This is a genomic window from Streptomyces sp. R28 (assembly GCF_041052385.1).
In the GTDB taxonomy this organism is placed as follows: Bacteria; Actinomycetota; Actinomycetes; order Streptomycetales; family Streptomycetaceae; genus Streptomyces.
Map to the genome: position 1 here is coordinate 8207118 of NZ_CP163439.1, position 15574 is coordinate 8222691.

Annotated in this window: 11 protein-coding genes; 6 read left to right on the top strand and 5 right to left on the bottom strand. The window is 71.6% G+C overall.

Annotated elements, in window-relative coordinates:
* Positions 1–16 precede the first annotated feature (16 nt).
* Together AB5J49_RS35985 and AB5J49_RS35990 are read right to left on the bottom strand one after the other, a co-directional pair.
* On the bottom strand, positions 17–3166 hold the full coding sequence (locus tag AB5J49_RS35985) for an FAD-binding and (Fe-S)-binding domain-containing protein (protein ID WP_369173026.1): 3150 nt from the start codon (positions 3164–3166) through the stop codon (positions 17–19).
* A 58-nt stretch (positions 3167–3224) separates the two neighbouring features.
* Positions 3225–3707 carry a MarR family winged helix-turn-helix transcriptional regulator gene (locus tag AB5J49_RS35990; protein ID WP_369173027.1) on the bottom strand — a complete coding sequence of 161 codons (483 nt, stop codon included), beginning with the start codon at positions 3705–3707 and terminating at the stop codon, positions 3225–3227.
* 109 nt (positions 3708–3816) lie between these two features.
* Between AB5J49_RS35990 and AB5J49_RS35995 the strand changes: the two genes are divergently transcribed.
* Positions 3817–4335, top strand: a complete 519-nt coding sequence (locus tag AB5J49_RS35995) for a YceI family protein (protein WP_369173028.1) — start codon at positions 3817–3819, stop codon at positions 4333–4335.
* Here AB5J49_RS35995 and AB5J49_RS36000 read toward each other — a convergent pair.
* On the bottom strand, positions 4313–6010 hold the full coding sequence (locus tag AB5J49_RS36000; RefSeq protein ID WP_369175369.1) for a hypothetical protein: 1698 nt from the start codon (positions 6008–6010) through the stop codon (positions 4313–4315). The two genes, AB5J49_RS35995 and AB5J49_RS36000, sit on opposite strands and share 23 nt — an antisense overlap.
* Positions 6011–6144: 134 nt before the next feature.
* The gene (locus AB5J49_RS36005) at positions 6145–10203 is read right to left on the bottom strand and encodes a molybdopterin-dependent oxidoreductase (protein ID WP_369173029.1); all 4059 of its coding nucleotides are present in this window, start codon (positions 10201–10203) and stop codon (positions 6145–6147) included.
* A 251-nt stretch (positions 10204–10454) separates the two neighbouring features.
* Between AB5J49_RS36005 and AB5J49_RS36010 the strand changes: the two genes are divergently transcribed.
* The 4 genes from AB5J49_RS36010 (at position 10455) to AB5J49_RS36025 (ending at position 13183) form a co-directional block, all read left to right on the top strand.
* Positions 10455–10844 carry a cell division protein SepF gene (locus AB5J49_RS36010; protein ID WP_369173030.1) on the top strand — a complete coding sequence of 130 codons (390 nt, stop codon included), beginning with the start codon at positions 10455–10457 and terminating at the stop codon, positions 10842–10844.
* Positions 10845–10955: 111 nt separating this feature from the next.
* Positions 10956–12212 carry an ATP-binding protein gene (locus tag AB5J49_RS36015; protein ID WP_369173031.1) on the top strand — a complete coding sequence of 419 codons (1257 nt, stop codon included), beginning with the start codon at positions 10956–10958 and terminating at the stop codon, positions 12210–12212.
* Positions 12209–12535 carry a nucleotide pyrophosphohydrolase gene (locus AB5J49_RS36020; protein ID WP_369173032.1) on the top strand — a complete coding sequence of 109 codons (327 nt, stop codon included), beginning with the start codon at positions 12209–12211 and terminating at the stop codon, positions 12533–12535. The genes AB5J49_RS36015 and AB5J49_RS36020 overlap by 4 nt, the downstream gene beginning before the upstream one ends.
* A gap of 177 nt (positions 12536–12712) precedes the next feature.
* Entirely contained in the window at positions 12713–13183 is a 471-nt protein-coding gene (locus AB5J49_RS36025) for a DUF6099 family protein (RefSeq protein ID WP_369173033.1), read from the top strand.
* Between the two features lie 573 nt (positions 13184–13756).
* Here AB5J49_RS36025 and AB5J49_RS36030 read toward each other — a convergent pair.
* Positions 13757–13933, bottom strand: a complete 177-nt coding sequence (locus AB5J49_RS36030; RefSeq protein ID WP_369173034.1) for a hypothetical protein — start codon at positions 13931–13933, stop codon at positions 13757–13759.
* A 242-nt stretch (positions 13934–14175) separates the two neighbouring features.
* Between AB5J49_RS36030 and AB5J49_RS36035 the strand changes: the two genes are divergently transcribed.
* On the top strand, positions 14176–15099 hold the full coding sequence (locus AB5J49_RS36035; RefSeq protein WP_369173035.1) for an LLM class F420-dependent oxidoreductase: 924 nt from the start codon (positions 14176–14178) through the stop codon (positions 15097–15099).
* The last annotated feature ends 475 nt before the right edge of the window (positions 15100–15574 follow it).

Consider the following 15574-nt stretch of genomic DNA (forward strand, 5'->3'; position numbering starts at 1 on the left):
CTCTGGGGACGGCCGGTCATCCCCTCCGCATCCCACGAACCGCCCGAGCCACCCCCGCGGCCGCCCCGCCCACCGCGACCCCCGCCGAAGCGAGTGCCAGGGCCCGCGCGCCACGCCCCGCGGGCGCCGGCCGGGCGCCCGGGGCAACCCCGTACGCGCTCCCCGCCACCTCGGACGAGGGCAGCGCCGACGCCAGCAGTTCCGCCAGGTGGACCGCCTCGTGGCCGCCGCTGTCGAGCTCGTGGATCTGCGTACGGCAGCTGAAGCCGTCCGCGAGGACCACGGTGCCGGCGTCCTCCTCCCGCAGCCGCGGCAGCAGGACGCGTTCCGCGCAGGCCCGGCTGACCTCCAGGTGGCCCTGCTCGAAGCCGAAGTTGCCGGCGAGGCCGCAGCAGCCGGAATCCAGTCGCTCCGCCTCGACCCCGGCCTGGCGCAGCAGCTTCCCGTCGGCCTCCCAGCCCAGTACGGCGTGCTGGTGGCAGTGCACCTGGGCCAGCGCGCGGGCGGTGCGGTCGGGTACCCGCGGGGGCTCGTATCCCGGGCTGTGCCCGGTGAGCAACTCCGCCAGTGTCACCGTCTGTTCCGCCAGCCTGCGCACGTCCCGGTCGCCGGGGAACAGCTCGCCCGCGTCCGACCGGAACACGGCGGTACAGCTCGGCTCCAGGCCGACCACCAGCCCGCCCTCCCGCAGATGACCGGCCAGGTGGCGCACGGTCCGGCTCAGAACGCGTTCGGCGACCCCGAGTTGACCGGTGGAGATCCATGTCAGCCCGCAGCACAGCGGCTCGCTGGGCATGCTCACGCGCCAGCCCGCGTGCTCCAGCAACTCCACCGCCGCCTGTCCGACGTGCGGCTGGAAGAAGTTGGTGAACGTGTCCGGCCATAGCAGCACCGACCCGCGCTCCCCGGCGGAGGAGGAGCCGTGGGAGTCGTCCCGGTCACGGCGGGCGAACCACCGCTGCAGCGACTGCCGCGCGAACAGCGGCACTTCCCGGTCCTCGACCCCGGCCACCGCGACCGCCGCCCGGGACAGCGGCGGGGTGTGCGTGAACGCGTTGACCACCGGGCCGAGCCCGCCGCGGCCCACGGCCTGGGCGAGGACCGGCAGCCAGCCCATCGACAGATCGGAGCGGGGCCTGAGCCAGGGCCGCCCCGCGTAGTGGTGGGACAGGAACTCCGCCTTGTACGTCGCCATGTCGACATCGGCCGGACAGTCGCTCTTGCACCCCTTGCAGGCCAGGCACAGATCGAGCGCGTCCTTGACCGCCGCCGAACGCCAGCCGTCCCGGATCGCGCTGTCGCCATGCCCGTCGAGCATCTCGAACAGCAGCCGGGCCCGGCCTCGCGTGGAGTGCTCCTCCTCCAGCGTGACCTGGTAGGACGGGCACATCACCGTGCCGCCCTCGGTTTCGAGGCGACGGCATTTGCCCACGCCCACACACCGGTTGGCGGCCTCGGCGAAGGACCCGCCGTCGTGGGGGAAGCGGAAGTGCAGGTCGCGGGGGTCCTGCGGCTCCCAGTCGCCGCCCAGCCGCAGGTGCTCATCGAGCCCGTACGGCGCCACGACTTTCCCGGGGTTCATCCGGTCGGCCGGGTCGAAGATGCCCTTGAGCCGCCCGAACGCCTCCACCAGCTCCTGCCCGAACATCCGCGGCAGCAGCTCACCCCGGCTCTGCCCGTCCCCGTGCTCGCCGGAGAGGGACCCACCGAACCCGACCACGAGATCGGCCGCCCGCTCCATGAACCGCCGGTAGGCGGCCACGCCCTCGGCGCTGTACAGATCGAAGGGAATCCGGGTGTGCACGCACCCCTGCCCGAAGTGGCCGTAGAGGCTGGGCCCGGTGTCGCTCAGGTACCCGAACTCCTCGAACAGGGCGTGCAGCCGCCGCAGGTACTCGCCGAGCCGCTCGGGTGGCACCGCCGAGTCCTCCCAGCCCTCCCACGTGTCCGGGTGGTCGGGGATGTGCGCCGTGGCGCCGAGACCGGCCTCGCGGACCTGCCAGAGCTGCTCCTCGTGGGCGGGGTCGTCCAGGAAGGCGACCTCCGCGTCGTGCTCGGACTCGTGCAGTGCGTCCAGCATCCGGTGCGCGTGCTCGTCGGCCTCCTCGACGGTCTCGCCGCCGAACTGCACCATCAAGAAGGCGTTACCTTCGGGCATTTGGCCGAGGGCCTGCTCATTGAGGTGCTTGAGCCGCTCGTCGTAGATCAGCTGACGGTCGACCCCCTCCAGCGCGATCGGCTCGTACGGCAGGATCGCCGGTACGGCGTCCGCGGCGAGGGCGATGTCCGAGAACCCCAGCACCACCAGTGTGCGTTCCTTCACCACCGGCACCAGCTTCAGCTCCGCCCGCAGGACGGTGACCAGCGTCGACTCGCTGCCGACCAGCAGCCCGGCGACGTCGAAGCCGTGCTCGGGGAGGAGGGAGTCGAGGTTGTAGCCGGAGACCCGGCGAGGGATCTGCGGGAAGCGGCGGCGGATGTCGTCGGCGTGGGTTTCGCGCAGGGCGCGCAGCTGCCGGTACACGGCGGCTCGCAGATCGCCCTGTCCCTCGATCCCGGCGTACTCCTCGTCGCTCGTCCGCCCGCACCAGAAGCGGGTGCCGTCGTAGAGCAGCACCTCCAGGCGGGCGATGTTGTCGACGACCTTGCCGTGCGCCTGCGCGGTGGCACCGCACGAGTTGTTGCCGATCATGCCGCCGATCGTGCAGTTGGCGTGGGTGGCGGGCTCGGGGCCGAAGCGCAGGCCCTTCGGGGCGAGTTGCCGGTTGAGCTCGTCGAGGACGATGCCCGGCTGGACGACACATGTACGGGCCTCGACGTCGACCGACTCCAGGCCCGTGCAGTACTTCGACCAGTCGATGACGACGGCCGTGTTGGTGCACTGTCCGGCCAGACTGGTCCCGCCGCCCCGCGACAGCACGGGCGCGCCCTGCTCCCGGGCGACGGCCACCGCCTCCGCGGCCGCCTCGGGGGTGTGCGGCACGACCACGCCGATCGGCGTCTGGCGGAAGTTCGAGGCGTCGGTGGAGTACGCGGCCCGGCTTCCGGCGTCGAAACGGACCTCCCCGTCGACGCGCTCCCGCAGTGCCGCCTCCAGGGCGGACGGGTCGGGTGGGGGTGCCGTGTCGTGTCGTACGACGGGAGCGGGCAGGTCCGCGATGCCCATGAACCCCTCCTCGGTGTCGGTGCGGGGGCCACCCGGGTACCCGCAACCGCACCGGCGACTACTCCGGCGTCGCCTCCCCGGCGAAGTCGGGCATCAGCGCGCACATCGCCTGGCGCTGGGCGGGACCCATGAACCGTGCGAGCGCCTCCTTGACCGTCTCGGCGAGGACCCCGGAGGCCTCCTTGATCAGGCCCCGTGCCTTCTCGGTGAGCGCGACCTCGACGCCCCGCTTGTCGCCGCACACCGACCTGCGGGTGACCAGGCCGGCGTGCTGGAGGCAGGCGATCTGGTAGGTGAGCCGGGTCTTGGGGCGGCCCAGGAGCTCGGCGATCCGCGTCATGCGCAGCGCCTGGCCGGGGTCCGCGGCGAGCAGGCACAGGACCAGGAACTCGTCGTGCGAGACGTCCAGCCGTTCCTTGACGACGTTGCGCAGCTCCTGCTCGACGGCTCCTGTCGCGGCCAGCATCAGCATCCAGGCGTGCAGTTCGACGGGCAGGAGTCCGTCGCCGGAGGCGGAGGGGCATGCGGGGAGGTCGGCCATGATTTCGAGTGTAGCTGTTGTTCAAAATTGGAGTATCGGCTAGCGTGTGGTCATCCAAATTTGGACTACATCCCCTGATGATCCCCCCGATGCTCAGGAGTGAAAGATCATGACCGTCGCCGTCGGAACCGGAACCTGGCAGCTCGACCCCGCCGCCTCCACCGTCGCCCTCCGGCACAAGACCTTCTGGGGCCTGGTCACCGTGAAGGGCACCTTCACCGCCGTCACCGGCAACGGCGAGGTGCGCCCCGACGGCTCCGCCATCGGCACGATCACCCTGGACGCCGCCTCCCTGGACACCCGCAACGCCAAGCGTGACGAGCACCTGCGCGGCGCCGACTTCTTCGACGCCGCCCACCACCCCGAGATCACCTTCTCGGTCCGCAGCGCCGACCTCCGCGCCGACGACACCGTGCACGTCGTCGGTCAGCTCACCGTCCGCGGCATCAGCCGCCCCAAGTCCTTCACCGCCCGCCTCGTCGGCGCGGACGCCGACGCGCTCACCCTGGACACCGAGTTCACCGTCGACCGCGCCCAGTTCGGCATGGGCTGGAACCAGCTCGGCATGATCCGCGGCCTGACCACGGTCGCCGGCACGCTCCGCTTCACCCGGACCGCGGCAGCCTGACGTCGGCGCTCGACAGCGTCTGCGGTACGGCCGTGAAGGCCCGCAGCCGGATCCGTACGCCCGGCCGGGGGAGGGCGAACCTCCCTGCGGGCGGCCGGAGTTCATAGCTCGCCGTCGTGTGAGCGGGCAGCGCGGCAGGTCCTCGTATGACCGTCCAGTACTGGTCCATGCCCTGGCCCGTGGTGAGCGTGAAGTGCGGGGTCAGGGCGGCGGCTTCCGTGTTGGTGACCTCGACGTCCAGACGGGTCACGGTGGTCGACGTCGCCCAACGTGCCGACGTCACCCGCATGCCCAGCGGCGGCGTCCCGGTCGCCGCCCATGCCGCGCTCGCCAGGGCCGGGGTGAGCAGCAGCGCGGCCGCCGCGATCCGCGCCGGACGCCGGCGGAGCACTCTGGGGCGCGGATGCCAGGCGGTGGCGAATTCCGAAGCGGGCGCGGTGACCGCCGCCGCCAGCCACAGCGGCGTCATCATCAGGTAGTAGCCGTCCTGCGACCGGGTCGCCAGAAAGAACGCGCACCACGGCAGGACGGTCGCCGCGGGCCCAAGCCGCCGCACGAACAGCACGAAGAGGACGAGCAGCCCCGCCGCCAGCAGCATGCTCGCGTGCGCGTACCAGTCGAGCCGGTCGCTGCCGTCGGTGAAGTACAGCGAGATGCCGACCACCCCCTGCCCGTGGATCACCGCACCCTGCGTCAGCGGCAGCGCGATGCCCCGGATCCAGGTGCCCGGCTCACTCACGACGAAGTACGTGTTGAGCAACAGCCATACGACCCCGGCGGCCCCGGCGAACCGCGCCACCACCAGCCCCGCCGCGCGTGCGCCCAGCTCCCCGCGCCGCACGGCGTAGATCCCGGCCAGCAGAAACGGCGCGACGAACCACGGCAGTTGCTGCGCCGCACACGCCGCCCCGAGACACGCCGCCCGCGCCAGCCCCCCGGCCCCGAGCCGCCCGCCCCGCCCGATCCGCGGCCACCGCACCACCACCGGCACCAGCAGGGCCAGCGCCACGATCGCCGGATAGCCGAGGCGGCCGTACGAGGGCAGGAAGCCGAAGCCCAGGTACCCCATGGTCGCCGCCGACCGCCACGGCGTGGGCAGCATCCGCCACAGCGCGACGGCGCCGGCGACGAGGGCGGCCGTGCTCACCGCGGTGGCGGGCATGCCCCCGTGCCCCAGCCACAGCAGCGGTGCCGTCAGCAGCGGGGCCAGCGGCGGATAGCCGTACGTGAAGTCGTAGCCGCCCGTCACCGTCGGGGTGAGCGCGACGCCGTGGCCGAACAGCCAGGGCCACGGCTGCCCGTAGACGGGGTGCCCGGCGACCAGTTCCCGGGCGGCCTGGGTGGTGAGGATCGCCTCGTCGCTGCCCGCGTGGTTCATCGCCCACGCGCAGAGCGTCAGCGTCACGGCGGTCACCAGGACACACAGGTCGAGGCGGGCCAGTGACCTCGCCCGCCGGACGACCAGTGCCAGCACGCCACAGACCAGGATCGAGGCGTAGCACATCGAGATGGCCGCGGCCACGACGAGACGGTGACCGGCCGCCTGCGTCCAGATCGCGCGCGTGCCTATGAAGAGGCTGACGTCCGCGAGGAGCGTCAGGACCCGGTGCCACTGGGCGGGGGGTTCGAGGATCGTGGCGGGCACCGACCACTGCGTCCGTCGGCCGGGCGTCACCAGCTGCTGTTCTGCCAACTGCACGGCACCGGACGGTAATCAGGCCTGGTGAGCGGGGCGCCGAGGGAGGTGAAGAGTCCGGTGTGAGGCAGGTGAGAGATCCCCGGGGCCCGCTGGGGCCGCCCCGGCGAAGGTCAGTAGACGTCCCGGACGTACCGCTTGGCCGCCGCCAGCTGCTTCACGTACGCCGACGCCTCGGCCTCCGTCAGCCCGCCGTGCGCGACCGCGATGTCCCTGAGCGCCTGGTCCACGTCCTTGGCCATGCGCGAGGCGTCGCCGCAGACGTAGAAGTGGGCGCCGTCCTGGAGCCAGCGCCACAGCTCCGGGCCGTGTTCACGCATCCGGTCCTGGACGTACACCTTGTTGCGCTGGTCGCGCGAGAAGGCGGTGTCGAGCCGGGCGAGGGCGCCCCCGTCGAGCAGCGCCGTCAGCTCGTCCTCGTAGTAGAAGTCGCTGGCCCGGTGCTGCTCCCCGAAGAACAGCCAGTTGGGCGCCTTGTGCCCGAGCGCGTGCCGCTCCTGCAGGAAGCCGACGAAGGGCGCGACACCCGTACCGGGGCCGACCATGACCATCGGCGTGGCGGCGTCCGCGGGCGGCCGGAAGTGCGGGGAACGCTGCACGAAGACCGGCACCTCGGTGTCCGGCTCGGCGTCGGCGAGGAAGGGCGAGCAGACCCCGCCGCGCGGCCGGCCGTGCAGGTTCTCGTACCGCACGACGGAGACCGTGAGCGAGACGCTGTGCGGGTCGACGAGCGGGCTGGACGATATGGAGTACAGACGCGGCTGGAGCTTCCTGAGCACCCCGGCCCACTCCGCGGCGCCCGCCCGCACGGGGTGTTCGGCGATGACGTCCACCGCCTGCCGCCCCCAACTCCACTGCGCCAGACGGTCCTTGTTGTCCGGCCGCAGCAGCCGACGCAACTCCCGGTCGTCACGGACGCGTTCGGCGACGAAGCGGAGCAGGTCGGAGGTGATCTTCGTGATGTCGAGATGCCGGTGCAGTGCCTCGGCGAAGGAGACCTCGCCGACGCCGTCCAGCTGCACGGCGGTTGAGCCGTCGACGCCCGTCACCGCGAGCCACTCCTCCACCAGCGCGGTCGAGTTGACCGGACGGACGCCGAGCGCGTCGCCCGCCTCGTACGTCAGCGAGGTCCCGCTCGTGTCGAAGGTGAAGCGCCGCACCTCCTTGCCCGCGCCTGGCAGGCTGAGCAGCCGGTTGCCGACGAGGCGGGCGCCGGCGGGGGCGGGCTTGGCACTGGCCTTCGGGGCCTTCGGGGCTTGCGGCTTCTCGACCGTGGGTACGTCCGTGCCACCCAGTGCTGTGAGGACGTGGTCGAGCCACGCACCGGCGGACGGCTCGTAGTCCGGTTCGCAATCCGTACGAGGGGCCAGGCGCACCGCGCCCAGCTCGTCCAGCCGCGCGTCGAGCCGCCGCCCGTGCCCGCAGAAGTCGTCGTACGAGGAGTCGCCGAAGGCGAGCACGGCGTACCGCACTCCGTCCAGCCGTGGAGCCCCCTCCTCGGCCAGCGTGTCCCAGAAGCCCGACCCGTTGTCGGGCGCGTCGCCGTCGCCGAACGTGCTGGTGATCAGCAGCAGGTCGGCTCCGGACGGCAGCGTGCCCGGGTCGGTGTCGTCCATGCCGACGAGGGTCGCCCGGTGCCCGTCTGCGGAGAGCCGTTCGGCCACGGATCCGGCGAACTCCTCGGCGTTCCCGGTCTGCGAGGCCCACAGCACGACGACCTCGCGGCCGGGCTGCCGCACGACGGGGGGCTCGGCCGCCGACCGTGAGTACATGCCGGCGAGAACGCCGTTGACCCACATCGCGTGCTCGGGGCTGAAGGGTGCGTCCGGCGGCAGGACGGGGACGCCGGGCGCGCCGGTCTCGATGCCGGCGAGGAAGCCGGTCAGATAGAGGCGTTCCTGGGCGGTCAGGACGGGCGGCGGGGTGGGGTCGAGCCCGAACGGGTCGGCGCCCGGGGTGACGGAGGTCGGGACGATGACCTCGGCGGGCCGCATCGAGGCCGGCACCGCGGCCGGAGGCAGGGCCGGCTCGTTGACCTTGGCCAGCGACACGGCGCACACCTTGAACTCGGGCTGGAAGGAGATCGGATCCACCGCGTCGCTCGTCACCGCGTTGACGCTCAGATACTCCCCGAACAGGTCGTTCCAGTGGAACGGAGCGAAACAGCCCCCGGGCCGCACCCGATCGGTCACCACCGCCGGCAGCACCGCCCGCCCCCGCCGCGAGGCGACCTCCACCCGGTCCCCGTCGGCGACCTCCAGCGCTCGCGCGTCCTGCGGGTGCACCTCGACGAACGGCCCTGAGTTGAGCTTGTTGAGCTTGGCGACCCTTCCGGTCTTGGTCAGCGTGTGCCACTGGTGCTGCACCCGCCCCGTGTTCAGCACGAAGGGGTAGTCGTCGTCCGGCATCTCGGCGGCCGGCATGTGCGGCCGCGCGTGGAAGACACCCCGCCCGCTCGCGGTCGGGAACCGCAGCTCGCCGTCCGCGTCGACGTACCGGATCGGGTTGCGCTCCGGCCCGTCCACGTCGGCGGCCGGCCACTGCACGGGCGTGGTGCGCAGCCGCTCGTACGTCACCCCGCGCACATCCCAGCCGGTCACCGGGTTCCAGGCCCGCCGTATCTCCTCGAAGACGTCCTCGGCACTGTCGTACGAGAACCCCTTCTCGTACCCCATCGCCCGCGCGACGGATGCGATGATCCGCCAGTCCGCCATCGCCTCCCCGGGCGGGTCGGCCGCCGACCGGGTCAGCGTCAGATTGCGCTCACTGTTGACGAAGACGCCCTCGCCCTCGGTCCACATGGCGCCGGGCAGCACGACATCGGCGTACGCGTTGGTCTCGGTCTCACCGAAGACGTCCTGCGTGACGACGAACTCGGCGGCCTCCAGCCCCTCGATGACGGTACGGCGATTGGCGACCGAGGCGACGGGGTTGGTGCAGATGATCCAGCAGGCCTTGATCTCCCCGTCGGCCATCTTCTGGAACATCTCGACGGTGCCCTTGCCCACCCCGTCGGCGCGCAGACTGCCCGGCGGCAGCTCCCACAGCTCCTCGACGAAAGCCCGCTCGGCATCCACGAGGACGGACCGCTGCCCCGGCAGCCCCGGCCCCATGTACCCCATCTCGCGCCCGCCCATGGCGTTGGGCTGCCCGGTGAGCGAGAAGGGCCCGGAGCCCGGGCGGCAGATGGCCCCGGTGGCCAGATGCAGGTTGACCAGGGCGTTCGTGTTCCAAGTGCCGTGCGTGGACTGGTTCAGCCCCATCGTCCAGCAGCTCATCCACTCGCCGGCCTCACCGATCAGCCGGGCGGCGGTGCGCAGGTCGTCCTCGGCGAGTCCGGTGATCTCGGCGACGGCGCCCGGCGCGTAGTCGGCGAGGAAGGCGGGCATCGCCTCCCAGCCCTCGGTGTGGGCGGCGATGAAGTCGGGGTCGGTGTGACCGTTCTCGACCAGCAGGTGCAGCAGGCCGTTGAGCAGGGCGAGGTCCGTGCCCGGCTTGACCTGGAGGAACAGGTCGGCCTTGGCGGCGGTGGCGGTGCGTCGGGGATCGACCACGATGAGTTTCGCGCCCGCCTTGACCCGCTCCATCATCCGCAGGAAGAGGATGGGGTGGCAGTCGGCCATGTTCGAACCGATGACCAGGAAGACGTCCGCCCTCTCGAAGTCCTCGTACGACCCGGGCGGCCCGTCGGCGCCCAGGGACAGCTTGTATCCCATGCCCGCGCTGGCCATGCAGAGCCGCGAGTTCGACTCGATCTGGTTCGTCCGTACGAACCCCTTGGCCAGCTTGTTCGCCAGGTACTGGGCCTCCAGGCTCATCTGCCCGGACACGTAGAAGGCGACCGCGTCCGGCCCGTGCTCGTCGACGATCGCGCGCAGCCGCCGCGCCGTCTCGGCGATCGCGTCGGCCGTGGGGGAGGGCACCGGCTCCTCACCCCGGTCGTCCCTGACCAGCGCGTTCGTGAGCCGCCCGGGCGCGGCGAGCATCTCGGCCGTGGTCGCGCCCTTGGTGCACAGCCGGCCGGCGTTCGCCGGGTGCGCCTTGTCGCCGGAGGCCTTCAGGACCGTACGCCGCCCGTCCGGCCCCATCCCGACGTCCAGCAGGATCCCGCAGCCGACCCCGCAGTACGTGCAGACCGTCCGGACCTGAGTCGTGGAGGTGGTCTCGGTCACACGCTGCCCTTCTCCGGCGGTCGGGGTGGTGCATGAAGCGTACGAATTGCCCGTTACGTCGATGTCACATCCCTTGATCATGAGGAGTTACGTCGGCCACACAGTCGCCGATGGCCCGATGTGAGGGCTATGTGAGGGTGCGGGGCGGCGCGATGCGGTCGCGCATCGTGTCGCTGTTGGGCCGAACGGGTGACTTGGCGTAAGAATTGGCTGGTGCAGGCATTGAAGGCGAGTCAAGGCGGGGGGAGCCGGTGAACAGCCACGACGTCACCGATGAACAGTGGGAGGGGCTCGCCCAGGTCGTGCCGTTGCGCGGCCGAGACGCCTGGCCGTCCGCGGTGGACCATCGAGTGTCCCCGGAGGCGGTGACGGAGCCGCGTCGCCGGTTCGTCGTCCTGAGGGTCAACGTGTTCGCGGACGCCCGCGACGTCGCCGAGACGCTGATGGCGGGGATTCCGGTGCTGCTGGATCTGACAGGGGCGGAGACCGAGGTCGCCAAGCGGGTCCTCGACTTCAGCACGGGCGTCGTCTTCGGGCTGGCGAGCGGGATGCACCGGGTGGACCGGAATGTGTTCCTGCTGACGCCGCCGGGGACCGAGGTGAGCGGCTTGATGGAGGGCGCGGGAGTTCCCGGCACGTGAGGGGGGCTGCGGTTTCTGGCTGGTGAGGGGGCAGGGGGGCGGTCCCTCGATCGTAGGAAGCGTGCGGGGGTGGAACGGTTCGCCTGACGGCAGGGGTCCTACGGTCCGGACATGGTCATGTCGTCTGAGTCGTCCGTGACAGGTGTCGCTTCCCTGCCGCCTTCCGTGCAGTCCGTGGGCGAGGCGCATACCGCCCGGCCTCGCGTCACCGAGCTGCGGCTGTCCGCCTTCGCCGGGCACCGGCGGGCCGCGCTCGCGCTCGGGGCGTTCACGCTCTTCGCCGGGCCGAGCGGGTGCGGGAAGACGACCGCGCTGCGGGCGTACGAGGCGCTGGCACGGCTCGGTGGGGGTGCCGGGGTCGGTGAGGTGTTCGCCGATCCGGTGGCCTGCGTGCCCGAGCGGGCCCGGCCCGATGCCCAACGGCGACGCGGTTTCCGTATCGGCTGCACGGCCGACGGTCCCGAGGGGCCGGTCCGGCTCGATGTCGCCGTGCAGGCCGAGCCGGAACTGCGCATCGTGGGGGAGCGGTTGAGCACGGCCGGTGTGGTCCTGCTGGAGACGGCCCTGCGTGATCCGAGCCGGCCCTACGTCCAGGCCGCCTGGCATACGGCCGGTCAGTCGCCGGTGACACGGGCGCCGTTGCCCGACGACCGGCTCGGTACCGCTCTGCTGCCGCTGCGGGTGGCTGGCAAGACGGACGGACAGCGGCGGGTGCTCGCCGCCGCGGAGCAGATGGTGGTGGCGTTGCGGTCGGTCTTCGCCTGCGATCCCCGGCCCGATCGGATGCGGACTCCCGCGCCGATCGGTTCCGGCCGGCTGCTCGGGGGCTGCGACAACCTCGCCGATGTGCTGTGGCGGACCCGCGCCGAGTGCGGGCGGCGGCATGCGCAGTTCGTGGCCGCGGTGGGGGCGGGGTGCGCCGGGGCGGTGACGGATGTGGTCGCCGAGGTGCTGGGGGGCGGGACGGTGCGGGGGGTGCTCGACCGGGGGGACGGGGTGCGGACGGACCTCGGGCGGCTCGGCGATGGTGAGCTGCGCTATCTCGCGCTGTCGTTGGTGCTGTTGACCGGGCCCGGGGTGCTGGAGGTCGACTCGGTCGGTGAGGTGCCCGCGGCGATGCAGACGCTGACCGTGCTTGCGGACGGACTCGACCGGGGGCTGGATCCGGTGCAGCGCGGGGAGTTGGTGCGGCTGGCGGCGCGGATGTGTGAGCGGGGGCATATTCGGGTGGTCGGGGCGGTGAGCGACGTGGCGGGGGTTCTAGGGACGGCGGGCCCGGAGCGTGCGGGTGCGGGTGCGGGTGCGGGTGCGGGTGCGGCGGGCGTGGCGGAGGTGGATGGCGTCACGGTGGTACACCTGGAGCCGTGAACGAACCTCTTGATGTGGCCAAGTTGCAGCGCAGGCTGGCCGAGTTCGCCGCCGCGCGCAACTGGCAGCCGTATCACACGCCGAAGAACCTCGTCGCCGCGCTCAGCGTCGAGGCGTCCGAACTCGTGGAGATCTTCCAGTGGTTGACGCCGGAGGAGTCGGCGCGGGTCATGGACGACCCGGCCAGCTCGGCGCGGGTGACCGATGAGGTCGCGGATGTGCTGGCGTATCTGTTGCAGCTGTGCGAGGTGCTCGGGATCGATCCGTTGGCGGCGTTGGACGCGAAGATCGACCGGAACGAGCGGAGGTTTCCGGCGCCGTAGGGAAGGACGCCGTCCGTTTTTACTCTCTGTGTTCATTGGGCGGCCTGTAGCCGAAAAGTTGTCCGCAGATTTCCGTCTTCCTCTGGCTTTTCGCCTCAAGGGCCTTCACTCTGGGTAGTGGATAAGGGAGTTCAGGCGGACGCGTGGGCAGCGCGTCGGGACAGACGGGGACTGCGGATGGACGCGGTGCGGCTGATCGTGACGAGCAGGCGGGCGCTGGCGGGGAGCAGGGCCGCGCCGGAGATCATGACCGAGGTGTGGCAGGCACAGGCCCTGGCTCAGGCGATAGGGAGTCGGCTCGCGGTGTTCGGGCCACCTGAACTACGAGGCGAGGCGCTGGGGCTGACGGAGCTGGCGGGGCGTGGCTGCGGGGTCCTTCAGGCGCCGGAACTGGCGGACGGGGCCTTACGCGCGGCCCAGCTCACGGAGCTGGGCGATGCGCGGCAGGCGTTGATGCATCTGGGAAGTCTCTTGGGGGAGGTCGGGATCGCGCTCGTCGGTATGGCCAGTTCCGCGGATGACGAGGCGACGTACTGGCAGTGCATGGAGGCGATCGACGCGGCGGACGAGTCTCGGGACCGGGTGCTGGAGATGCTGCGAAGACTGGCGGATCGGGATCAGGTGTTACCGGAGAGGGAGGCGGGGTAGCGTCCGGCGGTTGGGCGGGGGGTGCCTGCGGCGCCTGTGCGGGTGGGGTGGGGTGGGTGTGGGTGGGCGTGGACGCCTGCGGCGGCCTGTGCGGGTGGGGTGGGGTGGGGTGGGGTGGGGTGCGTGTAGCGCCTGCGGTTCGGTGGGTGGGTGGGTCGGGGTCGTGCCGGGGGTGTCCGTCCTCGGCCGGCGGCTCGGTCACTCAGAAGGTGCCGTGCGTTGACGCCGGCCATCGGCCACCGGCCCCTGCGGGCGGACGCCCCCGGCACGTCCCCTGCCCGCCGTACGCGACTGCGGCTCCGTGGGGCCACTGGCCCATTCCCGCGGTCGTCCCTGCTCCGCGATGCCGGTCGGCCTGATCCAGCCTGTTCGCCCGACCCGCGGGCAGTCGTGCCGCTGGGGCGGCACGGGTGGGCGCGGGCGGCACCCCGTCAGCGCCGGGCTGTGCGCCCCACCCCCAGCCCAGCCCGCACGCCGGGCGGATCAGCAGGCGGGCGGTACCTGTGACTCGGCCCGGCCGACGCAGTCACCCCGCGCGACCCACCCCCCGCCCAGCAGCAAGCAGACGGGCCGTCAGCCGGTCTCCCCGTCCTGCAGCTGCCCGCGTCCGGGGCCCCCGGACGACTGCAGGTCCGCGTCGAGGGCCGACAGGTCCGCGTTCAGGGCCGCCATCAGCTCCTCCATCTGCTGTAGGAGTCCTCTCGGCTGGCCGGTGCCGCCGCCCTGTTGGGGCGGGAAGTTCTCGGACATGACGGCCTCCTCGGCCTCCGGCCCTCAAATGGAAGTGGGCCGACACGGTGACGCCCCGGCGGTCGACGTCCGGGGCAGGGGCCGGGCGGTCCGGCTCCGATCGAGCCAACGATCATCGTCGGGGGCGGTCACTGGCCCGGGCGAGGGGCGGCAACGCCGGGGACGGAATTCACCCGACCGGGGATGCGCAGGGCAGGGGGACCGGTTCGGTCGACAGGTGCCCGGGCGTGCAGGATGGAGGTATGGATCTTCGCATCTTCACCGAGCCCCAGCAGGGCGCCACGTACGACACCCTCCTCACCGTGGCGAAGGCCACCGAGGACCTCGGCTTCGATGCCTTCTTCCGGTCGGACCACTATCTGAAGATGGGTTCCGGGGACGGCCTTCCCGGCCCCACCGACGCCTGGATCACGCTCGCCGGCCTCGCGCGGGAGACCAAGCGGATTCGCCTCGGGACCCTCATGACCGCCGGCACCTTCCGGCTGCCCGGCGTGCTCGCCATCCAGGTCGCCCAGGTCGACCAGATGTCCGGCGGCCGGGTCGAACTCGGCCTGGGGGCAGGGTGGTTCGAGGAGGAGCACCAGGCGTACGGCATCCCGTTCCCGAAGGAGAAGTTCGGGCGGCTGGAGGAGCAGCTCGCCATCGTCACGGGGCTGTGGGCGACCGAGACCGGTGAGACCTTCGACTTCCACGGGAAGTACTACGACCTCAGTGACTCGCCTGCCCTGCCCAAGCCCGCCCAGGGCAGGGTCCCGGTGCTGATCGGCGGGCACGGCACCACCCGTACTCCGCGACTGGCCGCCAAGTACGCCGACGAGTTCAACATGCCGTTCGCCTCGATCGAGGACAGCGAGCGGCAGTTCGGGCGCGTGCGGGCCGCCGCCGCGGAGGCCGGTCGCACGGGGGACGAGCTCGTCTACTCCAACGCCCTTGTCGTGTGCGTCGGCAAGGACGACCAGGAGGTCGCCCGTCGTGCCGCCGCGATCGGACGTGAGGTGGACGAGCTGAAGCTCAACGGGCTCGCCGGCTCCCCGGACGAGGTCGTCGAGAAGATCGGCCGGTACCAGGAGATCGGGTCGCGGCGGATCTACCTGCAGGTCCTCGACCTGGCCGACCTGGACCACCTGGAGCTGATCTCCTCCCAGGTCCAGTCGCAGCTGTCGTAGGCCACGCTGTACAGATCCGGCCGCATACGGCTTCCCCCCCCGGAATTCCGGAGTTCCTGCATTGGGTGAGGCGTTGTCAAGGAGACGGGTCGACCTCAGCGGAAGGATGGGTTGATCGTCTAGTTACCGCGTTTCACAAGGTGCAAGAAACCCGGAGGGGGGAGAGGGGGGGCTTCAGCGGTGTTTTCTCGCTTGCTGCTGAATGTGGAACACCGAAACGAAGGCCGTGGCGTCGGCGCCGCATGGGTGCAGGGCGGACAGTTCACGCTCGTGCCGGTGGCCGATGTCCGCCCGGGAGTGCGGTCCGGTGCCTGTCCAGCGAAGGCATCAAATACAGCCGTACGCCGTGCGGATGCCGCTGCACCGGAGTGCAGGCGTCGCACTGCACAGCAGTTGTCTATTTCCGCACAGCTCGCGGCGGCGGGGTGCAGTGGAAAATGCCTGCGTACGGCCGGACTGCGGGCTGTACGTTGTG

Excerpts from the sequence above, each read along its gene's own strand:
- AB5J49_RS36030 (WP_369173034.1), bottom strand. The coding sequence starts at position 13,933 with ATGTCCGAGAACTTCCCGCCCCAACAGGGCGGCGGCACCGGCCAGCCG.
- AB5J49_RS35985 (WP_369173026.1), bottom strand. The coding sequence starts at position 3,166 with ATGGGCATCGCGGACCTGCCCGCTCCCGTCGTACGACACGACACGGCA.
- AB5J49_RS36035 (WP_369173035.1), top strand. The coding sequence starts at position 14,176 with ATGGATCTTCGCATCTTCACCGAGCCCCAGCAGGGCGCCACGTACGAC.
- AB5J49_RS36025 (WP_369173033.1), top strand. The coding sequence starts at position 12,713 with ATGGACGCGGTGCGGCTGATCGTGACGAGCAGGCGGGCGCTGGCGGGG.
- AB5J49_RS36015 (WP_369173031.1), top strand. The coding sequence starts at position 10,956 with ATGGTCATGTCGTCTGAGTCGTCCGTGACAGGTGTCGCTTCCCTGCCG.
- AB5J49_RS35990 (WP_369173027.1), bottom strand. The coding sequence starts at position 3,707 with ATGGCCGACCTCCCCGCATGCCCCTCCGCCTCCGGCGACGGACTCCTG.
- AB5J49_RS35995 (WP_369173028.1), top strand. The coding sequence starts at position 3,817 with ATGACCGTCGCCGTCGGAACCGGAACCTGGCAGCTCGACCCCGCCGCC.